General features: G+C 70.9%; 16 protein-coding genes. 8 read left to right on the forward strand and 8 right to left on the reverse strand.

Annotated features, from left to right (window positions below; translation table 11 throughout):
• Positions 1 to 367 precede the first annotated feature (367 nt).
• On the forward strand, positions 368 to 787 hold the full coding sequence (locus CFP65_RS36195) for a YciI family protein (RefSeq protein ID WP_104820147.1): 420 nt from the start codon (positions 368 to 370) through the stop codon (positions 785 to 787).
• Entirely contained in the window at positions 760 to 2091 is a 1332-nt protein-coding gene (locus CFP65_RS36200) for an RNA polymerase sigma factor (protein WP_104820148.1), read from the forward strand. Before CFP65_RS36195 ends, CFP65_RS36200 begins: the two co-directional genes overlap by 28 nt.
• Before the next feature lie 27 nt (positions 2092 to 2118).
• Here CFP65_RS36200 and CFP65_RS36205 read toward each other — a convergent pair whose 3' ends face one another.
• The 7 genes from CFP65_RS36205 to CFP65_RS36235 all read right to left on the reverse strand — a co-directional run bounded on the left by CFP65_RS36205 (position 2119) and on the right by CFP65_RS36235 (position 13990).
• A complete protein-coding gene (locus CFP65_RS36205; RefSeq protein ID WP_104820149.1) occupies positions 2119 to 5313 on the reverse strand; it encodes an RICIN domain-containing protein in 3195 nt (1064 codons plus the stop codon).
• A 19-nt stretch (positions 5314 to 5332) separates the two neighbouring features.
• A complete protein-coding gene (locus tag CFP65_RS36210) occupies positions 5333 to 7153 on the reverse strand; it encodes an RICIN domain-containing protein (protein WP_104820150.1) in 1821 nt (606 codons plus the stop codon).
• Between the two features lie 35 nt (positions 7154 to 7188).
• On the reverse strand, positions 7189 to 9042 hold the full coding sequence (locus tag CFP65_RS36215; protein WP_256387294.1) for an RICIN domain-containing protein: 1854 nt from the start codon (positions 9040 to 9042) through the stop codon (positions 7189 to 7191).
• A gap of 71 nt (positions 9043 to 9113) precedes the next feature.
• Entirely contained in the window at positions 9114 to 10850 is a 1737-nt protein-coding gene (locus CFP65_RS36220; protein ID WP_104820151.1) for an amylo-alpha-1,6-glucosidase, read from the reverse strand.
• Positions 10851 to 10895: 45 nt separating this feature from the next.
• Positions 10896 to 11717: a carbohydrate ABC transporter permease gene (locus tag CFP65_RS36225; protein WP_104820152.1), complete on the reverse strand. Its 822-nt coding sequence runs from the start codon at positions 11715 to 11717 to the stop codon at positions 10896 to 10898.
• A complete protein-coding gene (locus tag CFP65_RS36230) occupies positions 11714 to 12706 on the reverse strand; it encodes a carbohydrate ABC transporter permease (RefSeq protein ID WP_104820153.1) in 993 nt (330 codons plus the stop codon). Before CFP65_RS36230 ends, CFP65_RS36225 begins: the two co-directional genes overlap by 4 nt.
• Before the next feature lie 33 nt (positions 12707 to 12739).
• Complete coding sequence (locus CFP65_RS36235) at positions 12740 to 13990, reverse strand: extracellular solute-binding protein (RefSeq protein ID WP_104820154.1); 1251 nt, start codon at positions 13988 to 13990, stop codon at positions 12740 to 12742.
• Between the two features lie 233 nt (positions 13991 to 14223).
• Here CFP65_RS36235 and CFP65_RS36240 point away from each other — a divergent pair, with 233 nt between their 5' ends.
• The 6 genes from CFP65_RS36240 (at position 14224) to CFP65_RS36260 (ending at position 18497) form a co-directional block, all read left to right on the forward strand.
• Positions 14224 to 15237 carry a LacI family DNA-binding transcriptional regulator gene (locus CFP65_RS36240; protein ID WP_104820155.1) on the forward strand — a complete coding sequence of 338 codons (1014 nt, stop codon included), beginning with the start codon at positions 14224 to 14226 and terminating at the stop codon, positions 15235 to 15237.
• Positions 15238 to 15367: 130 nt separating this feature from the next.
• Entirely contained in the window at positions 15368 to 15649 is a 282-nt protein-coding gene (locus tag CFP65_RS36245) for a hypothetical protein (protein ID WP_104820156.1), read from the forward strand.
• Positions 15603 to 16130: a DUF6879 family protein gene (locus CFP65_RS36250; RefSeq protein WP_104820157.1), complete on the forward strand. Its 528-nt coding sequence runs from the start codon at positions 15603 to 15605 to the stop codon at positions 16128 to 16130. The genes CFP65_RS36245 and CFP65_RS36250 overlap by 47 nt, the downstream gene beginning before the upstream one ends.
• A 40-nt stretch (positions 16131 to 16170) precedes the next feature.
• Positions 16171 to 17019, forward strand: coding sequence for a helix-turn-helix transcriptional regulator (locus tag CFP65_RS36255; RefSeq protein WP_104820158.1), 849 nt, complete (start codon positions 16171 to 16173; stop codon positions 17017 to 17019).
• Positions 17020 to 17217: 198 nt separating this feature from the next.
• Positions 17218 to 17367: a hypothetical protein gene (locus CFP65_RS39905; protein WP_168219650.1), complete on the forward strand. Its 150-nt coding sequence runs from the start codon at positions 17218 to 17220 to the stop codon at positions 17365 to 17367.
• The gene (locus CFP65_RS36260; RefSeq protein WP_254552747.1) at positions 17364 to 18497 is read left to right on the forward strand and encodes a methyltransferase domain-containing protein; all 1134 of its coding nucleotides are present in this window, start codon (positions 17364 to 17366) and stop codon (positions 18495 to 18497) included. The genes CFP65_RS39905 and CFP65_RS36260 overlap by 4 nt, the downstream gene beginning before the upstream one ends.
• A 90-nt stretch (positions 18498 to 18587) precedes the next feature.
• On the opposite strand, the gene CFP65_RS36265 is transcribed toward CFP65_RS36260, so the two are convergent.
• Entirely contained in the window at positions 18588 to 19493 is a 906-nt protein-coding gene (locus tag CFP65_RS36265) for a LysR family transcriptional regulator (protein ID WP_104820159.1), read from the reverse strand.
• Positions 19494 to 19605 lie beyond the last annotated feature (112 nt).

A 19605-nucleotide genomic window follows, 5' to 3' on the forward strand; every position in this document is an offset into this window, starting at 1 on the left:
GCGCGGCTCTGCACGGTCTGCGGTGTGCGAGGGGAACGAGAACGAGAATGTGAGCGATAACAGCTCTGCGGCTTTGCCGATTCTGGCAGCCCCAGGGTGACTGTCAAGACGTACGGCAGAATGAGCCGGCCCGTTCGATACATGGGATGTATCTGAGCCGTCCGTGCACCGTCTCCGTGCGGCATCGAGTGAAGTCTGCGGCACACATGGGATGTTCAGCGGTGGGGAGAGCGTGGTACCTCTACGAGGAAGCACCGCGGTGCGGTGCCCCGAAAAGATTTCCATCCGCCGTGTCGATCTGTGGCTGCGCCGTTCGACCTAGGAGTGAGAGGGTCGAGCAGACGACCCCTGATCAAGGAGACCGACGATGGCGAAGTACATGCTGATCATGCGCGGCACGGACGAGTCCATGGCGAAGATGATGACCACGCCCTTCGAGGAGATGCTGGAGACGGTGGGCCGCTTCAACGAGGAGCTGATCCGGGCGGGGGTGCTGGTCGCCGCGGAGGGTCTGGACGACCCGTCCCAGGGCGTGGTGGTCGACTTCAGCGGGGAGACGCCGGTGGTCACCGACGGGCCGTACGGTGAGACGAAGGAGCTGTTCGGCGGCTTCTACCTGATCGACGTCGCGTCGAAGGAGGAAGCGGTCGAGTGGGCCAAGCGGCTCCCGGCGTTCCCCGGCTCGAAGTGTGAGGTGCGCCGCGTGCCGGGCATCGAGGAGTTCCCGCAGGACAACGAGTGGATCGTCAAGGAGCGGGCGTGGCGCGAGCGGACCGGCCAGCTGTGACGAGCCCGGCCCTCGACGGCCCGCCGAACGCCGAGTCGGCGCGGCGGGCCGTCGAGGCCCTCTGGCGGATCGAGTCCGCGCGGATCGTCGCCGCGCTGGCCCGCTACACCGGCGACTTCGCACTCGCCGAGGACGTCGCGCAGGAGGCGCTGGCCGAGGCACTCGTCTCCTGGTCGGCGGACGGTCCGCCGGCCAGCCCGGTGGGCTGGCTGCTCGCGACCGCGCGGCGGCGGGCCATCGACGCCTTCCGCCGCGGGTCGGCGCTCGAGGAACGGTACGCCCTGCTCGCCGGCCCGCTGGCCGAGGGGGAGTTCAGCTCCGGAGCGCAGAGCGCGCCCGACCGTGCGGACAGCCTGCCGTGGGATCCCGACCGGGTCGACGACGACGTCCTCGCCCTCATGTTCACCGCCTGCCATCCGGTGCTCTCGCCCGAGGCTCGGGTGGCGCTCACCCTGCGCGTGGTGGGCGGCCTGTCCAGCGAGGAGATCGCGCGCGCGTTCCTCCTGCCCACCCCCACAGTCCAGGCCAGGATCACCCGCGCGAAGAAGACGATCGCCGCCGCCCGCGTGCCGTTCGAACTCCCGGCGGCCGAGGTACGGCCGGGGCGCCTCGGCGCAGTCCTGAGCGTCCTGTACGTGATCTTCACGGAAGGCTCGACCGCGACCGCCGGAGACCACCTGCTGCGCCTGGATCTCGCGTACGAGGCCGTGCGGTTGGCCCGCATGCTGGCGGCCCTGCTGCCGGGCGAGCCGGAGGTGCACGGTCAGCTCGCGCTGTTCGAGCTCACCGCCGCGCGCTTCCCGGCGCGGACCGGGCCCGACGGCGAGGCGGTCCTGCTGGAGGACCAGGACCGCCGCCGGTGGGACCGCTCCGCGATCCGCCGAGGCCTGGCCGCCCTCGGCCAGGCCGCCGGCCTCGGGCGGGGCCTCGGACCGTACGGTCTGCAGGCCGCGATCGCCGCGTGCCACGCGGCGGCGCCCTCGGTGCGGGAGACCGACTGGGAACGCATCGTGCTGCTGTACGAGGCGCTCGGCCGAGTGGCGCCGTCACCCGTCGTCGAGCTCAACCGGGCGGTGGCCGTCGCGATGGCGAGCGGACCGCAGGAGGCGCTGTCCCTGGTGGACGAGCTGCTCGCCTCCGGCCGACTGTCGGGCTCGCACCTGCTGCCGAGCGTGCGCGGCGAGCTGCTGGTGCGCCTCGGCCGCACCGCCGAGGCCCGGGCCGAACTGGAACTCGCCGCCCGCCTGTGCCGCAACGCCCCCGAGCGGGCGGTGCTGCTGCGCAAGGCGGGCGCCCTGGAGTGACGCCCGCCCGGCGCCGGCGAGGCCAGGTCATGCCGTGCCGGTCAGGCGCCAGATCTGGTTCCGCTTGTTGGCGAGGCTGCTCGCCGGATCGCAGGTCCACTGGTGGACGAGGGCGCCCGGGGTGGCGGAGACGCCGCTGACGTCGACGCACTTGCCGCTGTGGACGGCGACGAGCTGGTAATCCTGGCTGTTGCCGAGCGCGGTGACGGTCTGGAGGGTGAACATCTGGTTGGTGCCGCCGCTGCAGGTCCACTGGATGACGACGGCGCCGTCGGCGGTGGAAGCGCCTTTGACGTCAAGGCACTTGCCGCTGGAGTGGTCGACCACTGTGTAGGTGCCGGTCGCGCCGGCGACGGGGTGGAAGTCGAAGGTCTGCTCCTGGCCGCCCGTGCAGGTGTTCTGCCGGTACTGGGTGCCGTCGGCGGTCGACCTGGAGGGGTCCGCCAGGCAGAGCCCGCTGTGCTGCGCGACGGCGGTGGAGGAGAAGCCGGACGGCGCGCCGATGTGCAGGCTCGCGGGGGCGAAGGAGACCTGGTCGAGGTGGGGCGCCGAGCTGGAGCGCATGGGCTGTCCGAGGTCGCTGCCGCCGCCGGAGTAGACGACGCCGATGGTGGTGCCGTCCCAGTTGTAGAGCTGTGAGGCGGTGAACCTGACGGTGTTGGCGCCCTTGGTGAGGGTGACGGGGACGGCGTAGTCCTCGAACTGGTTCCAGTGCAGGGTGCCGGCGAAGTTCACGCGGGTGGCGGCACCGCCGTTGACGCTGACGTCGGCGTGCTCGGCGTACAGGTCGGGGTTGTAGTGGTTGGAGGGCAGTTCCTCGGCGTTGGCGTAGCGCATGGTCATGACGTAGGTCCCGGCGGCGGGCGCGTTGACGTCGAGGGTGAGGGAGTTGGCGGTTCCGTTGCCTATGCCGGTGACGACGCCGCCGTGGGCCTGGGTGTAGGTGGTGTCCACGGCGGCGGTGCCGGTGAGGGTGCCGTTCTCCGCCTGGTAGGTGACGACGTTGCCGGTGGTGACGGGGTCGGTGGCGCCGAACGGGGTGACGGCCAGGTCGTCCAGGGTGAGTGTGCTGCTGGTGCCGGTCACCTCGACCTTGTTGATGCCGCCGTTGAGGAAGACCCGGTTGGTGGAGGTGGACCAGGCGCCGGTGGTGGCGCCCGAGAGGGTCTGGTCGTCGACGGCCCTGCCGTTCAGGATCAGGGCGGCCTGGCCGGTGTTGCGGTAGCGGGCCGTCAGGTCCGCGTATCCGTCCCGCGCCGAGTAGACCCAGAAGGTCGCGGACTTGCCGGAGGTGAGGTTGACGGCGCCGGCACCCGACTGGCCCTGGCCGGCGTAGGTGACGGTGGCGCTGTCGGAGAGGTCGGCCTGCTCGGCCTCGTAGAGCGTGGTGCCCTGGACCGCGGGGTCCTGGTACTGAAGGTCGATCTTGTCGATGAGCGCGTCGCCGACGGTTGTCGCACCGTTGTCGCCGGTGGTGGCCAGGGTGATGGTGTGGCTCCCGGCGGTCAGGTGCACGGTGGCGTCGCTGTGCCCCCAGACGACCCACTGGAAGCCGACCGGTATGTCGATCCTGGTCGAGGCCCCGCCGTCGACCCGCGCGTACACGTTGGTCGGCCCCTTGACGTCGGCGTCCTTGGCGTAGCTGTTGCCGAAGACCGACAGCTTGTAGTCGCCGGTGGTGGGGACGGAGACGGGGAAGGAGATCACGGTGCTGGAGCCGGTGCGCAGGCCGCCGACGTCCTTGCCGCCCGAGGTGGCGAACCTGCCGATGCTGGCGCTGGTGCCCTCGGTGTTGATGTTGTAGCCGGTGCCGGTGAGCGTGGCGTTCTCGGCTTCGTACGTGCCGGTCCAGGTGGAGTCGGAGGCGGTGAGGCTGCCGGTGCCGCCCGGGGAGACGATCACCTGGTAGGCGGACATCGTGTCGAGGGTGAGGGGGAGCGTGACGGAGCCGTCGGTGCCCACGGCGAGGTCCGTGTCGGAGAGCCGGGTCGGGGTGGCCGCCGCGCCGAGGTAGCCGCTGTAGCGGTCCTGGAAGACGCTGACGTGCACGGTGGTGCCGAAGACGGCCGGGTCGATGTTCTTGACGACCGTGGTGGCGGCGCCGCTGGTGCCGCCGCCGGCGAGGATGACGCGGGCCTGCTTCTTGGCCGTGTCCAGACTCGCCAGGCCCTGGAGGGTGTACGCGGCATTGGCCCCGGTGCTGGTGACCTTGACGGTGTTGCCGCCCTTCATGGAGCTGTACCAGTGGTACAGCCACCACTGGGCGTTGGGGGTGTTCTGGGCGGCTGCGGAGTCGCCGAGGTTGCCGTTGATGTTCCAGTACGGCAGGTCGCCGTCGACCTTCTCGTCCTCGATGCCGGCGATCCACTGGACCATCTGGCCGGGATCGGTCAGGTGGTACCGGTGGGCGTACTCGTTGAGGTTGACCGGGATGGGGGAGGTGATCCCCGCGGCGGTCTCCACCGCGCGGTAGGCGTCGACGGTGCTGCGGACGCCGGCCGGGCTGCCCAGGGTGTGCCAGGTCACCACGTCGGGCAGGCAGTTGTTGGCCTTGCAGAACTTGAGGAAGCCGCTGAAGGAGTAGTCGGTGTAGCCGGCGGAGTTGGGCCCCGCCAGCCGGGCCGTGGGCCAGATGCCCTTGATGAAGGTGTAGGTCTGGAGCCATTCGGCGTTGAAGTTGGCCAGCGCCGGCGCGTTGCTGCCCATGCCCCTGAACCAGTTCAGGTCGGGCTCGTTGTAGGGGATGAAGACGATGTGGCTCGCGTACGGGCTGGCCATCGCCTGCTCGACCTGGGTCCTGATAGTCGCCTGGTAGGCCGGGTAGCTGGTGCGCTCGTAGTTGGCCCGGTAGACGTCCGTCATATAGATGAAGACGTCCCCGCCGCCGCTGTCCACGAAGGGCTTGGCGATCTCCAGGGCGTCCGAGCCCGGATGCTGCTGGCCGTCCTGGTACTTGGTGTCGGTGGTCCTCAGCCCCATCCCCTCGATGAGGTTGTCGGTCGGCACGTCCTGGCCGTAGAGGCCGTACAGCGCCCCCGAGGCGCCGCCGCGGAACGCCCCGGTGGAGGCGCCCAGGTCGACGGTGAGGGTGGGAGTGGTGGCGGAGGCCGGTGCCGCCGTCGCGGTGGTGACACCGGCGATGACGGCTACCGGGAGCAGTGTCGCGGCGACGCCGTGCAGGAGGCGCCTCGCGGTCGAGTGTCTCGGCCAGAGTCTTGACATGTCGTCATGTCCCTTCGCTTCAGCTCTTGCCGAGAAGGCGCCAGATCTGGTTCTTCTTGGTGCTCAGGCTGCTCGCGGGGTCGCAGGTCCACTGGTGGATCGTGGCTCCGGCCGTCTTCGAGACGTTGCTGACGTCGACGCACTTACCGCTGTGCGCGGCGACGAGCTGGTAGTCCTGGCTGTTGCCGAGCGCGGTGACCGGGCTGAGGGTGAACTGCTGGTTGGTCTGACCGTTGCAGGTCCACTGCTCGATGGCGGCACCGTCGGCCGTGGACCGGCCCGCGACGTCCAGGCACAGGTTGCTGAGCTCGTTGACGACGGTGTACGTGTCGGCCTTTCCGGCGACCGGCTTGAGGTCGAGCATCTGCTGGTAGCCGCCCTCGCAGTAGTACTGCTGGTACTGGGTGCCGGTGCGCCTGGAGAGGTTGGTGTCGTCCAGGCACTGGCCGCTGTTCTCGCTGAGCGCGACGGTGGAGATCGTGGTGTCGGACGGCGGGAGGAGGGTGATGGTGTAGCCGTCCGTGGCGGTGGACCAGGGGAGGGTCACCGAGGCGGCGTTGTTGTCGACGGTCAGATTGCTGTCGGAGACGGTGGTGGGCCCGGCGACGCCGTTGGCGTTGGAGAGGCGCTGGACGACGGCGCGGACCTGGCCGTTCTCCACCACCGAGGTGGTGTCGAGGTGGCCCAGGTTGACAGTGATGTTACCGGTGTTGCCATTGCTGCCGAGCAGGATCTTCGCGTTGCGCGCGGTGTTGTCCTTGGTGGCGAAGCCGTCGGTGTTGGCGCCGGGGGCGAGGTTGACCACGTTGCCGGTCTGGGCGCCGTAGTAGCGGTAGGTGAACCACTCGCCGCGCGGCAGGTACTGGCCCGTGCTGTTCTTGGTGAGCAGGTTCGCCTCGTAGTCGTGCAGGGCCAGGCCGGAGCCCCAGTTGCCGCGCAGGCCGTCGGCGCCGGCCCGCTCCAGGCGGCTGATGTACCAGGCGCCGCCGCCGGGGGTCTGCTGGGCGCGCGTGGCGTACTCGTTGATCTGGTACGGCCGTTGGTTGGTGAGGCCGTAGGAGGCGAGCAGGCCGTCCATGGCGCCGGCGGCGGCGACGGGGTCACCGGCCTCGGCGTGCCAGCTCCAGATGTCGGGGACGGCGTTGTTGGTCTTGACGTAGGGCAGGAACGCCTGCCACCAGGTGTTGTTCTGGGGGGTCGTGGAGTAGCTGGGGCCGACGATGAGCTGGCCGGGGAAGTCGGCGCGGACGGCGGCGTAGAATCGGGACCACATATGGAGGTACTGGCTCTCCGGCCGCCCCCAGAAGTTCTGGCCGTTGGGCTCGTTCCAGAGGTCCCACTGGACCGTCATGTTGTTGGCCCTGACGTCGGAGAAGAGCTGGTTGACGAAGGCGTCGAAGGTCGTCCAGTCACCGTTGTCGCCAGGGAAGGCCTGGTTGGTGGTGCCGTCGGCGCCCCACAGGTCGTGGGGGAGCAGGATGAAGGTGCCGCCGAGGGCGACGGTGCGCCGGTACTGGGCGAGGGTGGAGTTCCAGCGGGTCTGGTAGTCGGCGAGGCTGGTGGCGTAGCCGCCGCTGTTGAGCTGGGCGCCGCCGGCCCGCTCGGCGTGCCACTTGATGTCCCGGTAGAAGTGGTCCTGGGGCAGTGACCCGTCGGGGGTCATCCCGTAGATGGTCCCCGAGGCGCGGTAGGTGGGGGCGCCTCCGGCGGTGGAGAAGTCGACGGAGACGGAGGTGTCGGCGGCGTGCGACTGGGCGGCGGGCACCAGGGTGGTGGCCAGGGCGGTCAGCAGGACGGCCGCGGAGGACACGGCTCGGGATGGCGTGGGGAACGACTTCATCGTGCGGCTCCTGGGAGAAGGGGGGCGGGGACCGGTCAGCTCTTGCCGAGGAGGCGCCAGATCTGGTTCCGCTTGTTGGCGAGGCTGCTCGCCGGGTCGCAGGTCCACTGGTGGACGAGGGCGCCGGGGGTGGCGGAGACGCCGCTGACGTCCACGCACTTGCCGCTGTGGACGGCCACGAGCTGGTAGTCCTGGCTGCTGCCGAGGGCGGTGACGGGCTGGAGGGTGAACATCTGGTTGGTGCCGCCGCTGCAGGTCCACTGGATGACGGCGGCGCCGTCGGCGGTGGAAGCGCCGTTGATGTCAAGGCACTTGCCGCTGTACTCGTTGACCACCGTGTAAGTGTTCGCGCGGCCGCCGACCGGCCTGAGGTCGAGCATCTGCTGGTAGCCGCCCTCGCAGCTGTACTGCTGGTACTGGGTGCCGTCGGTGGTGCTGAGGTTGGTGTCGTCCAGGCACTGGCCGCTGTGCTGCGCCACCGCGACGGTGGAGACGGTGGTGTTGGACGGCGGCAGCAGGGTGACGGTGTACCCGTCCGCGGCGTCCGTCCAGGGCACGGTCACCGAGGCCGCGTTGTTGTTCACGGCCAGGGTCTGGTCGGAGACCGTCACCGGTCCGGTCACCGCGCCGCCGCTGTTGTTCGGTATGCGCTGGAGGATCGCGCGCACCCGGCCGTTCTCCACCACCGAGGTGGTGTCGAGGCGGTTCAGGTTGACCGTGACGTTGCCGGTGTTGCCGTTGTCGCCGAGCAGGATCTTCGCGTTGCGCGCGGTGTTGTCCTTGGTGGCGAAGCCGTCGGTGTTGGTGCCGGGCGTGAGGTTCACGATGTTCCCGGTCTGGGAGCCGTAGTACCGGTAGAGGAACCACTCGCCCTTCGGCAGGTACTGACCGGCGCTGTTCTTGGTCAGCAGGCCGGCCTCGTAGTCGTGCAGGGCGGGCCCGCCGCCCCAGTTGGAGCGCAGGCCGTCGGCACCGGCCCGCTCCAGGCGGCTGATGAACCAGCCGCCGCCACCGGGGTTCTGCTGCTCCAGCCCGGAGTACTCGTTGATCTGGTACGGGCGGGTGTTGGTCAGGCCCGCGGCGGCGAGGGTCGCGTTGGCGTTGGCGACGGCCGTGACGGGGTCGTGCGGGATGGCGTGCCAGCTGTAGATGTCGGGGGCGGCGTTGTCGGCCTTGACGTAGCTCAGGAAGGTGGTCCACCAGGTGTTGGCGGAGCCGGGCGGGGTCGCGCTGCTGGGGCCGACGATGAGCTGCCCGGGCGCCTTGGCCCGTACGGCGGCGTAGAACCGCGACCACATCTGCAGGTACTGGCTCTGGGGCCGACTCCAGAAGCCGTTCTGGTCCGGCTCGTTCCAGAGGTCCCACTGGACCGTCATGTTGTTGGCCTTGACGTCGGAGATGAGCTGGTTGACGAAGTTGTCGAACTGCGTCCAGCTGCCGTTGTCGCCGGGGAAGGCCTGGTTGGTGGTGCCGTCGGCGCCCCACAGGTCGTGGGGGAGCAGGATGAAGGTGCCGCCGAGGGCGGTGGTGCGCCTGTACTGGGCGAGGGTGGAGTTCCAGCGGGTCTGGTAGTCGGCGAGGCTGGTGGCGTAGCCGCCGCTGTTGAGCTGCGCGCCGCCGGCCCGCTCGGCGTGCCACTTGAGGTCCCGGTAGAAGTGGTCCTGGGGCAGCGAGCCGTCGGGGGTCATGCCGTAGAGGGTCCCCGAGGCGTGGTAGGTGGGGGCGCCCCCGGCGGTGGAGAAGTCGACGGAGACGGAGGTGTCGGCGGCGTGCGACGGGACGGCGGGCACCAGGGTGGTGGCCAGGGCGGCCAGCAGGACGGCGACGGTCGAGGCCGCTCGTCGTCCGGTGCGGGTCGTCGGCCGGGGACGTGTGGTGGGTGTCTTCAAGGTGCGGCTCCTCTGGGTGGGAGTGCGGTGAAGGGCGCCGGGAGCGGTCCCAGAGCTGGGGAGGCGGCCGGTCAGCGACCGGATCGGTGGGCGTGTGCCTCGGCGAGGAGGAGGTAGCTGCCGGCGGTCCAGGTGTAGGCGCGGTCACGCAGGCCCTCGCCGGTGAGGGCGTCGAAGTTCTCGGCGAAGCCGGACTTCTCGCACAGGGCGCGGAAACGGACGCTGATCTCGTCGGCCAGGCCGACGTGCCCGGCGCGGCGCAGGCCGTCCTCGATCAGGACGGTGGCGGGTGCCCAGATGGGGCCGCGCCAGTAGCCGTCGGCCTGGTAGCGGGGTGAGTCGGGCCGCTCGGTGGCCAGGCCGTGGGCGGTCAGGTGGGTCTCGATGTGGGCGGCCAGCCGGGTGCTGATCTCGCTGGGCAGGTGCTCGCCGAGGACGACGGGCATCAGGTCGAGCAGGCTGAGGCTGGTGGCGGCCGCGCCCGTGCGGGGTGAGCGGCTCTGGAAGCGTTCGCCCGTCCACAGCTCGTCGACCATGGCAGCCTGGAGGGTGTCGGCCGAGTGCGCCCAGGCGGCGGCTTCGTCGGCGCGGTCGAGTTCGGTGGCGAGCTCGGCGAGTTCGCGCAGTTGCAGGATCAGGAAGGCGGAGAGATCGGCGGTGATCCGCACCCGTCCGGGGTCGAAGGTGGTGGAGTTGTCCCAGCCGCTGTCGTTGCCGTGCTGGTAGTGCGGGAGCGTCTGTCCGGGTGCGCGCCTGGAGTCGAGCCAGAACCTGCTCCACCGGGCCAGGCGGTGGTACGCCTCGGCGAGTTCGGCGCGGCTCAGGGGCTGCGGCAGGCGTCGCCTCAGGTGGCGCAGGGCCCAGCCGTGGATGGGCGGCTTGACGAAGTTGTAGAGGATCTCGGAGTGGGTCACGGAGTCGGGCAGTGCGCCGCTCGCGTCCTGGTGGTCGAACATGATCTGGAACTGGTCCCAGGCCAGCTCCGGGGCGCCCGGGGCCAGGGCGAGCGCGTTGAAGCAGTGGTCCCAGCTCCAGACCTTGTCCATCCAGTGCTTGGACATCAGGACGGCGGGGCGCTGGAGGAACCCGGCCGGCCCGACCGTCGCGGACCACAGCACGTACGCCGCCAGCTCGGCGGCCGGGGTGTCCGGGGTGCGCCAGGGGGTGACGGCTTCGGCGAACTCGGTGAACCTCCGGTCGGCCCGTTCCGCCGTCCGCTCGTGGGTGCCTGACGGTTCGTGAGGCGCCCGGGCGCTGTCGAGCTCCTCGACGGCCGCCTCCCAGCAGCCGGTGTCGTCGCCGGTCAGGGTCAGCCCGCGGTCGGCGGCCCCGAGCGACTCCACCCCGCGGACGTCCGCCTCCCGCCCGGCCAGCACGCTGACGCGGTAGCGCCGGCCGGTCTCGTAGGAGGTGAACACGTAGGAGCCGTCGAGCGGGTCGTGGATGAAGTACGTGCCGCTGAACGGCGTGAGCCGCTCGGCCGCGGCGCAGATCCGCAGGCCCAGCCCGGTGCCGCGCAGCCGCAGGGTGTCGGCCCGCTGGTAGGCCAGCTCGATCTGCCCGCCCTGCCCGGCCCAGGTCAGCCGCCCCGGAGTGGCGTGCCAGTCGGTCTCGACCCGCTCGCCGCCCGCCCCGGCGACGGGCACTAGGCGCAGCACGGGGTGCATGCCGCCCTGGTGGGAGACCAGGTGCAGGTCCTCGGCGCGGACGTGCTCGGAGACCACGGGTGAGAGGCCGAACCAGGAGCCGTGGCTGCTGAACGGGATCTCGCGGATGTTGAAGGCCGGGCCGGTCGGGGCGTCGGTCATCGCAGGGGCGCTCGTTTCTCGTGCGGGGCTGGGGGTGACGGCAGGTCAGTCCTTGACGGCTCCGGCGGTGACGCCGGCGGCGACGTAGCGCTGGGCCAGGACGAGGATCAGCGCGGTGGGGATCGAGGCGACCACGGCGGTGGCCATGATGGCGTTCCACTGCTGGTTGTTGTTGCCGATGTAGTGGTAGATCCCCAGCGTGATCGGCTGGTGGGCGCCGCCGCCGTCCAGGGTGCTGGCGAAGACGAAGTCGGACCAGGACCAGAGGAACGCGAACAGCGAGACGGTGACGATCGCGTTGCGGCTCATCGGCAGGACGATCGACCAGAAGGTCCGCAGGGTGCCCGCGCCGTCGGTCCGGGCGGCCTGGAGCAGTTCGCCGGGGATGCCGCTCATGAACGCGGTGAAGATCAGCACGGCGAACGGGACGGCGATCGTGGAGTCGGCGACGATCAGGCCCGGCACGGAGTGCAGCATCCCGAGCTTGAGGTAGATGGTGTAGAAGCCCATCGCCATGATGATGCCGGGGATCATCTGGGCGGTCAGCAGCACGAAGCCGAGGGCTCCGCCACCGCGCGGGCGCAGCTTCGCCAGCGCGTAGCCGGCGGGTGCGGCGAGGGCCACGGTGAGGGCGACGGTGCCCAGCGCGATGACCAGGCTGGTTCCCAGGTACGGGAGTTGCTGGTCCAGGACGGCCCGGTAGCCCTCCAGCGTGCCGTGGGCCGGGAACCAGTCCGGTGGGGACTTGCGCATGTCCTGGTCGCGGGTGAAGGAGACGTTCAGCATCCAGTAGACCGGGAAGAGCATCAGCGCGGTGAGCAGGAGGCCGGTCGCGGTCTTCCACCAGGTGGTGCGTCGTGTGGTCATGACGACTGCTGCTTTCGCTGCGTGCGGATGTACACCATGCCGAAGACCAGGGCGATCAGGACCAGGAGGTTTCCGACGGCGGCGCCGTGGCCGAAGTCCGGCAGGGCGTTCCCGAAGCCGAGGCGGTAGGACCAGGTCGCCAGGGTGGTCGAGGAGTCGACCGGGCCGCCCCTGGTCATGATCCAGATGAGGTCGAAGACCTTGAGCGTGTAGATCAGGCCGAGGAGCAGGGTGATGGCCGACACGGGCCGCAGCAGCGGGAAGGTGATGTGGCGGAAGCTCTGCCAGGCGTTGGCGCCGTCCAGGGCGGCGGCCTCGTGGAGGGAGGCCGGGATGCTCTGCAGGCCGCTGTACAGGACCACCAGGTTGAACGGGATCCCGATCCAGATGTTAGCGATCACAATTGAGGCCAGGGACCAGCTCGGGGAGGTGAGCCAGTGGACCGGGCCGATGCCCACCGCGTGCAGGAGGGCGTTGACGACGCCGGAGTCGCTGCCCAGCATCCACGACCAGGTGGAGGCGGAGACGATCAGCGGCAGCAGCCAGGGCACCAGGAACAGGGCCCGGAGCGTGGCCGCCAGGCGGAAGTGCTGGGTGAAGAAGACCGCGAGGGCCAGGCCGATCCCGTACTGCAGCAGCAGACTGCCGGCGGTGAACACCACGGTGTGCAGCAGCGCGGGCAGGAAGGTGGGGTCGTCCAGGACGGCTCGGTAGTTCGCCAGTCCGGTGAAGGGGGCGTCGCCGGTCACGAACGAGCGCACCGTGTAGTGGCGCAGGCTCAGGTCGACGTTGCGGTAGAGGGGGTAGGCGTAGAACACGCCGAGGTAGATCACCACCGGGGTGAGGAACCCCCAGGCCGCCCACTGCGGGGGGCGGGGGCGGTGGCCGGTGCGTCCGCCGGTGGCGCGTCCCTGGGACGGGACGGCGGTGGCAGCCCCGTCCTCCTCGCGCACAGAGCGGCTCCCCGGTATCTGCGCAGTGTCGTTCATGGGTGCGTCCTGTCGTCCTCGCGGCTGGTGGTGCTACTTGGCGGCGGCCGACTGCGCTGCGGAGAGTGCGGACTGCGGCGATTTGGCGCCGGTCAGCGCGGCCTGCACCGAGGTCCACAACTGCTCGGAGATCTTGGGGTACTTGGTGCCCAGGTCGTCGCTGGTGCGGCCCTTGGCGGCCTTGACCGCGTCGATCCACGGCTGCAGGCCGGGGTCGGCGGCGGCCTGCTTGTCCTGGACCGCCGGGGTGGGGGCGATGTAGGAGAGCGTGGTGTCGGTGGCGAGGGAGTTGTCCGCGCTGGTCAGGCAGGACACCAGCTTGTCGGAGACCTCGTAGCGGGCCGTCTTCTGCTGGACCGGGACGGTGACGAACTCGCCGCCGGTCGGGGCCGGGGCGGTGCCGCCGGTCAGGCCGGGCACGGGGATGACCCCGTACTCGAAGCCGGCCTTCTTCGCGTTGGCCAGCTGCCAGGTGCCGTTCTCGGCGAAGGCGAACTCGCCGGTGGCGAACTCCTGCCAGCTGGTGGTCTGGGTGTTGTTGATGACCGAGTCGGGGGCCAGGCCCTGCTTGACCCAGCCGGTCCACAGCGACAGCGCGGAGGCGGCCTGGGCGGAGTCCAGGTGGGTGAGCTGCGCGCCGGAGCCCCAGAACCACGGGAGGAACTGGAAGCTCCCCTCCTCGGTGCCGATCCCGGAGAAGGTGATGCCCTTCTTGCCCGCGGCCTTGACCTTCGTCAGCGCCGCGGTCAGCGAGGCCCAGTCCTTGACCGAGGCGACGTCGACCCCGGCGGCCTTCAGGACCGCCTTGTTGTAGTAGAGGGCCAGCGTGTTGGCGCCGATCGGGGTGCCGAAGGTCTCGCCGCCGCTCTGGCCGGCCGCGAGCAGGTTGGGCGACACCGCCGAGGTGTCGACCTTGCTCTCCTTGGTCGAGATCAGCACACCGGCCTGGGCGAGGGTGGAGACCACCGGATTGTCGACGATCAGCACGTCCGGGGAGTTGCCCTGCTGCGCGGCGAGGAGCTCCTTGTTGGTCAGGTCGCTGGTGTCGAAGGCGGTCCGCTTGACCTGCACACCGGCCTGCGCGCCGCAGGCGTCCAGCAGCTTGGCCCAGGCCGAGGCGCCGTCGAACTGCGGGTACGGGTCCCAGACGGTGTACGTCCCGCTGGGGGCGCTTCCGTCGGCGGCGGAGGTGCCCGCCGTGGAGGAGCACGCGGTGCCGGCGGCGGCGAGGACGGCGGCGGCGAGCGAGGCGGCGGCGAGCCGCCGGCCGGTGGGGCTGTTCATGGGCACCGAACCCTTCGTTACGGACCTGTTTCGAATCGATTGCGCGAATCGGTTCGACAGGAACATAGGACCGGCACCTGGGGGCGTCAAGAGATCCGGTGAACTTCATCTCGTAGCCATGGAAGGCTGATTCTCGGTTTCTCAGAGGTGGTACTTGCCGGGCGGCTTGCGGCGATTCGAGAAGCGCACTACCGTCTACCGAATCGGTTCGACTACGGCACATGAGGACTCGGATGAACATCGGGGAGATCGCCAGCCGCGCAGGCGTCTCGCGGAGCACCGTCTCCTACGCGCTCAGCGGCAAGCGCGCGGTCTCGGACGCCACCCGCAAGCGCATCCAGGACGTCATCGACGAGCTCGACTACCGGCCCAACGCCGCCGCGCGCGCCCTCAAGGAGGGCCGGACCCGGACCGTCGGCCTGGTGATCCCGCCCGCCAGCACCCGGCTGACCCACATGCAGCTGGGTTTCGTGGCCAGCGTGGTCGAGGCCGCGGCCCGGGCCGACCTGGACGTCCTGCTCTCCCCCTCCGGGGGCGACCACGACCGGTCGTTCGAGCGACTCCTCTCCGGCGGGCGGGTCGACGGGGTGATCCTGATGGAGATCCGCCTGGAGGACTCCCGGGTCCGCAGGCTGCAGAACGCCAAGCTACCGTTCGTCGGCATCGGGCACACGGCCCGTGCCCACGAGATGTGCTGGATCGACGTCGACTACGCCACCGTGATCAACCAGTGCGTGCACCACCTCGCCGACCTGGGCCACACCAGCATCGCCCTGGTCAACCGCTCGGCCGAGCTGGTCGCCGCCGGCTACGGGCCCGGCCACCGAGCCCGGGACGGGTTCACCGCGGCCCTCGCCCAGCGCGGCATCCAGGGCATCGACCTCGCCTGCGGGGACGACGCGGCCGCCGGGCTGGAGTGCGCCACCCGGCTCCTGCGCGACCACCCCGACGTGACGGCGATCGCGACGATCAACGAGGCCGCCCTGCCCGGCATCCAGCGCGGCCTGGAGGAGGCCGGGCTCACCGTGCCCAGGGACTTCTCCATCACCGGCGTGGTCGGCCGCACCTGGGCCGAGGAGTTCCGCCCCCCGCTGACCGCCGCAGACGTCCCGGCCCAGGACATCGGCACCCAGGCCATGGACCTGCTGCTCGAACGCATCGCGGACCCGGCCACCCCGCTCCGCAACATCCTGCTGGCCCCGCCGGTCTCCCTGCGCGGCAGCACCGGGCCCGTGCGGTCCGCCTAGCAGAAGCTGCGAACAGCCGTTCCAGGGGCGAGTGTCGCCTGGCGGCGCCCGTGCGCTCTTGACGGTGACTCAGCCGAGCGGAATCGTGGAGGCGCAAGGATCCGCAACCGGCTTGGCACGAGGAGCGGTCATGGCACTACGGTTCAGCGGCATCGATCCGGATACGCCCAACGGTGGGTCGCCGACCGTGTGGCTGGAGGACGAGAAGGCGGAGATCGTCATCCAGGGCTGGCTGCCCGAGATGGAGATGTACCGCGTGATCAGCGAGACCGAGTGGGTGGAGGGCCACCCCGTCGGCGTCCCGGACCACGAGGGCGTTGTGCGGATCCCGGTCCGGATGATCCCGTTTCTGCGGAAGGTGTGCGATGAAGCCGAGCGTGCCGGACTTTGGCGCCCTGCTGAGGAGCGCTGAGCGCTCCTCCTGTCACCTGGAGATGCGCGACTCCTACATGGACGACCCCGTCTTCGCCGACTGGCGCGCCGGCCTTCCGGTGGACCGGCCCGAGGCGTACGACCTGCCGCAGGAGTACACCTCCTGGGCCGCGCTGGTGCGGGAGACGGTCGGCCGCGGCGTGGTGATGCGGCGCGCTCGGATCGTCTCGGAGCCGGTGACCGCCTACATCCGGTGGGAGCACGCGATCACCGAGCGGCACAACGTCGCCCTCGGCGAGCAGGTCCGCTGGCTGCCCCGCTCGAAGGCATCGGACCTCGCGCTGCCGGGCAACGACCTGTGGCTGGTTGACGACCGGCTGGTCCTCTTTCACTGGTTCACCGGTGACGGTGAATGGGCCGGCCACGAGACCACCGAGGAACCGGCCTTGGTGAAGATGGTGACCGGCGCCTTCGAGGCGGTCTGGGAACGGGCCGTCCCGCACGCCCGGTACGCCGTCTGACCAACACCGTCCACCACCACCCGCCAGGGCAGCCAGCACCATGTCGTCGTCCCCGTCGTCCAGCGTCATCGAGGCCCGAAAGGCGCTCGCCAACCGCCTGGTGGCCTTGCGCAAGGACGCGGGCCTCACCGGCGACGAGCTGTCCGCCCGCTGCGGGTGGCACCCCGCGAAGACCTCCCGGATCCAGAGCGGCAAGTCCGCCCCCTCCGAGGACGACCTGCGCGCCTGGTGCACCGCCTGCGGCGCCGACGACCAGGTCCCCGACCTCGTCGCCGCCGCCCGCGCCGTCGACTCCACGTACACCGAGTGGCGCCGCATGGAGCGCAGCGGCCTGCGCGCCGCCCAGGAATCCGTCGCCGCCCTCTACCGCCGCACCCACCACTTCCGCGTCTACGCCAGCCGCGTCATGCCCGGCATGGTGCAGACCCCCGAGTACACCACCGCCGTGCTGCGCTCGGTCCAGCGCGCCCGCGTCGAGATCGACGACGTCGCCGACGCCGTCGAGGCCCGCCTGGAACGCCAGCGGATGATCTTCTCCGGTCGGCACCGCTTCGGCCTGCTCATCGAGGAGTGGGTGCTGCGCGCTGCCGTGTGCGACCCGGAGACGATGGCCGCTCAGCTCGGCCACCTGCTTGCCGTCTCGGCCAGCCCGTTCGTCAGCGTCGGCGTCATCCCCACCGGGCCCGACCGCCCGCACCTGCCGGTCGAGGACTTCTACCTGTTCGACGAGACCGAAGTGGCCGTCGAGCTGACCTCCGGCTACCTGCGGATCACCCAGCCGCGCGAGATCGCCGACTACGTCCGCACCTTCACCGACCTGGCCGCCATGGCCGTCCACGGCGCCGAGGCCCGTCACCTGATCACCGCGGCGATAGCCACTCTCGGGTGACTTCGCGCAAGAAGGCGCAACCTCGTTGAGGTCCCGGCCGCACTCTCCCTACCCTCGAACCGTCACCCGCCGTGACGGACCGGGCACCCGGTCCCGGCGGGCGAGCCCAGGCTGCTGCGGCCGCCCCGTCGGGTGGGCGCAGCCCTCTACTCCTCCCGGGTTTCGGGAGGGCACCATAGCGACGACAAGGAGCTCGGCATGGACATCAAGGCAGTGGACGGCGGCGGATCGGGCGGCGACGGCGGGAGCGGGGGCGACGGGCACCCCGGCACTCCGTGGACGCCGCCGCCCACACCGCCGTCCCCTGACGGCACCACCCCGCCCGGAGACGGGGGACACCGCAAGTGACGCTCACATCCGAGCAGGAGGGCCGCCCCGCGCCGGGGCGGTCCTTCCCCGTCGCCGACGCCTGGCTGCCGGCCTTCGACGCCGTCCCGCGCTCGCTGTTCCTCCCGGACCTGCTCTGGGCGCACGACATGGCCACCGGAACGAGCCGGTCCCTGGACCGCACCACCGATGAGCGGGGCTGGTTGGCGGCGGCCGCCGCGGACATCCCGATCGTCACCCAGTGGGACGACGGCGGGCACCAGGGCGCCGAGCCCGGCACCGTGCCGACCAGCTCGGCATCACAGCCGTCGCTGGTCGCCTCCATGCTGGACGACCTCCAGGCCGAGCCGGGGATGCGGGTGCTGGAGCAGGGCACCGGCACCGGTTGGAACGCCGCCCTGCTGAGCCACCGGCTCGGCGACGCGAACGTGACCACGGTCGAGATCGACCCGCAGGTCTCCGCCCAGGCCCGCGCCGCCCTGCGCACCGCCGGGTACCGCCCGACCGTCATCTGCGCCGACGGCGCGTCCGGATACCCGCCCGGCGCCCCGTACGACCGCATCATCGTGACCTACGGACTGCGCCGGATTCCGGAGGCGTGGATCGAGCAGACCCGCCCCGGCGGGCTGATCCTGGCGCCGTTCGGCACTCACTACTCCAATGCCGACGCCCTGGTCCGCCTTACCGTCCACAGTGACGGCACCGCGTCCGGCCCGTTCCTCCAGCCGGTCGAGTTCATGAAGATGCGCTCCCAGCGCCTGACGTGGCCGCAGAACCCCGCCGACGGCGGCACCCTCGCAGAGTCCACCACGACCGCGACGCTGCCCGCGCACGACAAGTTCGCCCCGTTCCCGCTCGCGGCCGGCTTGCGACTTCGCGACGTCGTCCACGCGATCCAGCCGCACGAGGACGGCGCCCGCACCCTGTGGCTCTACTCCCTCACCGTCCCCGCGTGGGCTGCCGCGACCTTCCGCGACGGCGAAGACGAGCACCACGTCCGCCAGCACGGAGGCCGCCGCCTGTGGGACGACTTCGAGCAGGCCCTCACCTGGTGGCACCAGGCGGGCGAGCCCGGCGCCGACCGGCTCGGACTCACCGTCAACCCGGACGGCTGGCAGGCCTGGCTGGACGACCCCGCTCAGCGGATCTGACCGCCCGGTCCGGTGCCGTGCTGCAGGTGTTGAAGTGGTCGCCGACCCAGTCACCGCGTCGAGTCGATGTAACGCACCCAAGCCAGGCGGTCAGCGGGTGCTGCCGGCCGGTTGGTCGCGCAGGAGTGCGGCGAAGGCCTGGGCGGCTGGGGTGAGGGCGTGGTCGGCCATGCGGACCAGCAGGATGCGGCGGACCGGCGCGGGCGGTTGCAGTGGCAGGACGGTGACGCCGGGGCGGACGGCCTCCAGGGCTAGGGTCGGGGCGAGCGCGACGCCGATGCCGGCGGCGACCATGGCCTGGGCCTCCTGGTAGTCGTGGGCCTCGTAGGCGATCCGGGGGTCGAAGCCGGCGGCGCGGCAGCTGCGCTCGAGGGCCTCGGCGACCGGGTGCTGTTCGGCGCGGGTGATCCAGGGGTCGGCCGCGACCTCCGCGAGAGTGGCCGAGGCGCGGCCTGCGAGCGGATGGCGGTCGCTGACCAGGAGAGCGGGCGGGTCGTCGAGGAGCGGGGTGACGACGGCGTCCTCGCGGTCGATGCGGCACCAGTCGTAGTCCCACATGAGCGCCAGCTCGATCTCCCGGCTCTCGAGCATCGACCACAGCCCGGCGATGCGGGCGCTGCGCACCGCCAGCCGTACGTCGGGGTGTGCTTCGCGGAAGGCGACGACGGCGGACGGGAGCAGCGAGGCGCCCGCCGTGGGGAAGGTGCCGACTCGGAGCGTGCCCGTGCGCAGTCCGGCAAGGTCGGCGAGTTCGCTGGCCGCGGCCCGCAGCTCGCGGGCGATCCGCTCCCCGCGCTCGGCCAGGACGCGCCCCGCGTCGGTGAGGGTCACGCCGCGCGCGTGGCGCTCCAGAAGAGGTTGGCCGGCTTCCGCCTCCAGGCGGCTGACCTGCTGTGACACCGCTGAGGGGGTGTAGTTGAGGGCGCGAGCGGCCGCGGTCACCGAGCCGTGGCGGGCGACCTCCGCGAAGAGCAGGATGCGCCGGACATCCAGCATCACGCCACCTCCACCGTTTACCTCAGCTTAATGCCTATGCAGATTTCCGAGATTGTACTTCACGCTGCCGTGGCCCAGGGTGGAAAGCAGCCCGCGCGGAGAAGCCGCCGGG

The sequence above is a fragment of the Kitasatospora sp. MMS16-BH015 genome (assembly GCF_002943525.1).
In the GTDB taxonomy this organism is placed as follows: domain Bacteria; phylum Actinomycetota; class Actinomycetes; order Streptomycetales; family Streptomycetaceae; genus Kitasatospora.

Bases quoted from the DNA above. Each gene is read 5' to 3' on its own strand.
- CFP65_RS36250 (WP_104820157.1), top strand. From the start codon at position 15,603: ATGAAGCCGAGCGTGCCGGACTTTGGCGCCCTGCTGAGGAGCGCTGAG.
- CFP65_RS36230 (WP_104820153.1), bottom strand. From the start codon at position 12,706: ATGAACGACACTGCGCAGATACCGGGGAGCCGCTCTGTGCGCGAGGAG.
- CFP65_RS39905 (WP_168219650.1), top strand. From the start codon at position 17,218: ATGGACATCAAGGCAGTGGACGGCGGCGGATCGGGCGGCGACGGCGGG.
- CFP65_RS36220 (WP_104820151.1), bottom strand. From the start codon at position 10,850: ATGACCGACGCCCCGACCGGCCCGGCCTTCAACATCCGCGAGATCCCG.
- CFP65_RS36225 (WP_104820152.1), bottom strand. From the start codon at position 11,717: ATGACCACACGACGCACCACCTGGTGGAAGACCGCGACCGGCCTCCTG.
- CFP65_RS36240 (WP_104820155.1), top strand. From the start codon at position 14,224: ATGAACATCGGGGAGATCGCCAGCCGCGCAGGCGTCTCGCGGAGCACC.
- CFP65_RS36235 (WP_104820154.1), bottom strand. From the start codon at position 13,990: ATGAACAGCCCCACCGGCCGGCGGCTCGCCGCCGCCTCGCTCGCCGCC.
- CFP65_RS36195 (WP_104820147.1), top strand. From the start codon at position 368: ATGGCGAAGTACATGCTGATCATGCGCGGCACGGACGAGTCCATGGCG.
- CFP65_RS36255 (WP_104820158.1), top strand. From the start codon at position 16,171: ATGTCGTCGTCCCCGTCGTCCAGCGTCATCGAGGCCCGAAAGGCGCTC.
- CFP65_RS36210 (WP_104820150.1), bottom strand. From the start codon at position 7,153: ATGAAGTCGTTCCCCACGCCATCCCGAGCCGTGTCCTCCGCGGCCGTC.
- CFP65_RS36265 (WP_104820159.1), bottom strand. From the start codon at position 19,493: ATGCTGGATGTCCGGCGCATCCTGCTCTTCGCGGAGGTCGCCCGCCAC.
- CFP65_RS36245 (WP_104820156.1), top strand. From the start codon at position 15,368: ATGGCACTACGGTTCAGCGGCATCGATCCGGATACGCCCAACGGTGGG.
- CFP65_RS36205 (WP_104820149.1), bottom strand. From the start codon at position 5,313: ATGTCAAGACTCTGGCCGAGACACTCGACCGCGAGGCGCCTCCTGCAC.